Here is a 4,180-nt window from a genome sequence, read left to right on the forward strand (position 1 = left end):
TTCGTGATCCTCGCATTCGCAATGATCTTCGACGGTTATGACTTCATGATCGTCAACTCCACCAACCTGTTCGTGGCCCACACCTTCTGGCCCGACAACCCGAACCCCGGCACCCTCATGGGCTCGCTCACCACGTGGGGCCTGCTCGGCATGGTGCTCGGCGGCGCCGTGGGCGGCATCATGTCCGACAAGATCGGCCGCAAGAAGATGCTGACCATCGCCGTCATCTTCTACGGCGTGTTCACGCTGCCCCAGGCGTTCTCGAACGACCTCGTGTCGTTCGCGGCCTGGCGCCTCATCGCCGGCTTCGGCGTGGGCTCCTGCATCCCGGTCGTGACCACCGTGTTCTCCGAGAGCATGCCCTCCAAGCAGCGCGGCGTCTTCGTCACCTTCGGCATGGCCTTCATGGTGGTGGGCTGGGTGCTCGCCGGCCTGATCGCCAACCCGATCTGCAACGCCGCAGCTCCGATCATCCCGGGCCTGTGCAACGAGGTCACCTACGTGCTCGCCGACGGCGGCACCGCCACCATGTATGCGAACTGGCGCCTCTGCTACCTGATCGGCGCCCTGCCGATCGTCTACGGCATCCTGCTGTTCTTCGTGATGCACGAGACCCCGCACTGGTACGCCAACAACGGCCAGCTCGACAAGGCCTGCAAGCGCCTCACCGAGATCGAGCAGGCCACGCGCCACACCTCGCACGAGTATGACCCGAAGTACCTGATCGTTCCGCCGAAGCCCGCCAAGGTCGGCCCCTCCGTGCTGTTCTCCTCCAAGTTCATCGTGGCCACCGCCGCGGTGTGGACGAGCTACTTCGTGGGCCAGTTCTGCGTGTACGGCATGAACGCCTGGCTGCCCGCATGGTTCACCGGCATCGGCTACTCCCCCTCGGAGGCCGTGACGCTGCAGACGCTGAACAACGTCGGCGCCATCCTGTCGAACATCTCCGTCGGCTTCGTGTCCGACCGCGTCGGCCGTAAGCGCACGCTCGCTGGCTCCTGGATCTTCTGCATCGTGGCCATCATCATCTGCTCGCTGTTCGTGGCCCCGAACAACTTCGTGCTCTGCATCGGCCTGATGCTGCTGTTCGGCTTCGCGCTGAACTTCGCCATCACCGCCGTCCAGCCGATGATGCCCGAGGCCTACCCGACCGCGATCCGCAACACCGGCACGTCCTGGTGCCAGGCGTTCGCCCGCTTCGGCGGCTCCGCCTCCTCCATCGTGCTCGGCGGCATCGCCGGCATGGCCCTGTTCCAGACCGCCGAGGGCGCGACCAACTGGTCGATGCTCGTGCTCGTGCTGAACGTCCCGTTCGTGCTCGGCTTCATCTGCTGCGTGCTCTTCGCCCGCGAGACCTCCGGCAAGACGATGGACCAGCTGGCGGCCGAGGAGGCGAAGCTCAACAACTCCGAGACCGACGGCACGGCCCGCTTCATCATGATCCTCGTGGTCGCCGCCATCTTGGCAGTGCTCTGCATCGTGTGCCCGCTGGCCGTTCAGGGCTGGACGAAGCTCCCGATCGCTCTGCCCGTCATGGCCATCGGCGTTCTGCTTCCGTTCGTGTACTTCTTCGTGTTCGCCACCCCGCAGGCCCTGAAGGACAAGGCCAAGCTGAAGGCTTAAGTCTCTCACCTGCCGCATAAGCGCGCCAAAGAAGCGCTGAGAAGCAAGGAAGCCCCCGCCATCGCGGGGGCTTCTCTTTTTGCGTCACCTCAAGCGAGCGAGAAATGTCGCACGCGCCACCTTAGCCGAGCGAGGAACGTCGCCCGCGCCGACTTGGGCGGCCTTCTACTCCTCTTCCTCCATGGCCTTGAGGCTGGCCTTGGCTCGCTCGAGCTCTTCCTCCTGCAGGACGCGCTCGTAGGTCTTGCCCTTGTAGCCGCGCACGTTCCTCTTGATCTTCTGGAAGAACGTCGGGTTGGGGTCCTCCTCGCCTTCGGAGAGGCCCTTCCACTCCTCCTTGATGCCGATGGCCACCGTGGCGATGAGCGCGAGGCGCAGCTTCGTCAGGTCGGTCACGCGGATCTCGAAGCACTCGCCCTTGTCGCGGAACTTCACCACCTTGATGTGCACGTCGCGCTTGTCGTCGCGGTCCTTCGTCTCGGTGATGAAGTCGCACGGCGGATTCGAGAGCGAGCCGTACATGTCCCACAGCATGCCCTCGACGTAGTAGTGCTTGAAGATGGTGTAGGTGTGCAGGCAGTGCTCGTAGCGCTCGGAGCGCAGGTAGTAGTTGATCACCTTGAGGTCGGGCTTGATGCAGCCCACTTCCCCGCCCATGCGCCCGATCACGGCGACCGTGTCCTTCTCGGACTTCCATTCGGACTCGAAGCGCATGAACAGCGCGCCGTCCTCGTACCACGCGTCGAAGTTCTCGTGACGCGCGATGGCGTCCTTCGGGAAATACACCTTGTTGTTCTTCAAAGCCCCTCCTCGGAAACGTTTCAGCTGGGGAGATTATACCGCAGCACGCAGGCAAAAGAAAAAGGGGGAAGGCCCGTGGGGATCCGGGCCTTCCCCCTCGAGGGAAGTGGTTCGCGTCGAGGCGAAGAGGGACTTAGGCCTTCAGCTTGGCCTTGTCCTTCAGGGCCTGCGGGGTGGCGAACACGAAGAAGTACACGAACGGAAGCAGAACGCCGATGGCCATGAGCGGCAGAGCGATCGGGAGCTTCGACCAGCCCTGGATGGCCAGCGGGCACACGATGCAGAGCACTGCCAGGATGGCGGCGACCACGAGGATCATGATGAAGCGGGCCGTGCCGTCGGTCTCGGAGTTGTTGAGCTTCGCCTCCTCGGCCGCCAGCTGGTCCATCGTCTTGCCGGAGGTCTCGCGGGCGAAGAGCACGCAGCAGATGAAGCCAAGGGCAAAGGGGATGATCAGCACGAGCACGAGCATCGACCAGTTGGTCGCGCCCTCGGCGGTCTGGAACAGGGCCATGCCGGCGATGCCGCCGAGCACGATGGAGGAGGCGGAGCCGCCGAAGCGGGCGAACGCCTGGCACCAGGACGTGCCGGTGTTGCGGATCGCGGTCGGGTAGGCCTCGGGCATCATCGGCTGGACGGCGGTGATGGCGAAGTTCAGCGCGAAGCCGAACAGCAGCATCAGGCCGAGGCAGAGCACGAAGTTGTTCGGGGCCACGAACAGCGAGCAGATGATGATGGCCACGATGCAGAAGATCCAGGAGCCGGCCAGGGTGTTCTTACGGCCGCAGCGGTCGGACACGAAGCCGACGGAGATGTTCGACAGGATGGCGCCGACGTTGTTCAGCGTCTGCAGCGTCACGGCCTCCGAGGGGGAGTAGCCGATGCCGGTGAACCATGCGGGCAGCCAGGCGTTCATGCCGTACACGCAGAACTGGCCCACGAAGTAGCCCGTCCAGACCGCGGCGGTGGCCACGATGAACTTGGAGGAGAACAGCACGGAGGGGCCGACCTTGGCGGGCTTCGGCGGGACGATCAGAAGCTTGGGATCATACTCGTGCGAGGTGTGGCGCGTGGCCTGCTCGATCTCGGTGAGGCGCTTGCAGGCCTTGTCGAGCTGGCCGTTGTTGGCGTACCAGTGCGGGGTCTCGTGCATCACGAAGAACAGCAGGATGCCGTAGACGATCGGCAGGGCGCCGATCAGGTAGCAGAGGCGCCAGTTGGTGTACATCGAGGCGGTGCCGCCGTCGGCGAGCACGTAGGTGACCTCGTTGCACAGGCCCGGGATGATCGGGCCGGCGGCGTTGCAGATCGGGTTGGCGATCAGGCCGGCGAGCACCCAGCCCACCACCATGAAGGCCATGCCGAAGGTGACGAAGACGCCGCGCTGCTTGGAGGGCATGCTCTCGGAGAACACGGTGGTCACGACCGGGATGCAGGAGCCCACGCCGAAGCCGGCGATGAGGCGCCACACGGCGAACGTCACGAGGTCGTTCGAGAACGCCTGGGGCAGCGTGAACACGCCGTAGAAGATGACGGCGATGGTCAGCATCTTCTTGCGGCCGATCTTGTCGGACATGATGCCGCCCACGGCGCCGCCGAGCACCATGCCGAGCAGGCCCCACGTGGTGAGCGAGCCCATGAGGGTGCCGGGGTTCGGGTTGTCGGGCCAGAAGGTGTGGGCCACGAACAGGTTGGTGGAGTTGACGATCATGAAGTCATAACCGTCGAAGATCATTGCGAATGCGAGGATCACGAA

3 protein-coding genes are annotated in these 4,180 nt (G+C 64.4%); 1 reads left to right on the top strand and 2 read right to left on the bottom strand.

Annotated features, from left to right (window positions below; all coding sequences use genetic code 11):
- The coding region (locus tag G7Y49_RS11700) for an MFS transporter (RefSeq protein ID WP_165174021.1) at window positions 1-1,623 on the top strand (1,623 nt) is incomplete at its 5' end.
- 165 nt (window positions 1,624-1,788) lie between these two features.
- Here G7Y49_RS11700 and G7Y49_RS11705 read toward each other — a convergent pair.
- Window positions 1,789-2,424, bottom strand: a complete 636-nt coding sequence (locus G7Y49_RS11705) for a hypothetical protein (RefSeq protein ID WP_165174023.1) — start codon at window positions 2,422-2,424, stop codon at window positions 1,789-1,791.
- Window positions 2,425-2,557: 133 nt separating this feature from the next.
- On the bottom strand, window positions 2,558-4,180 hold a 1,623-nt coding region (locus tag G7Y49_RS11710; protein WP_165174025.1), incomplete at its 5' end, for an MFS transporter.

Source organism: Adlercreutzia sp. ZJ242 (assembly GCF_011038995.1).
Classification (GTDB): domain Bacteria; phylum Actinomycetota; class Coriobacteriia; order Coriobacteriales; family Eggerthellaceae; genus CAAEEV01.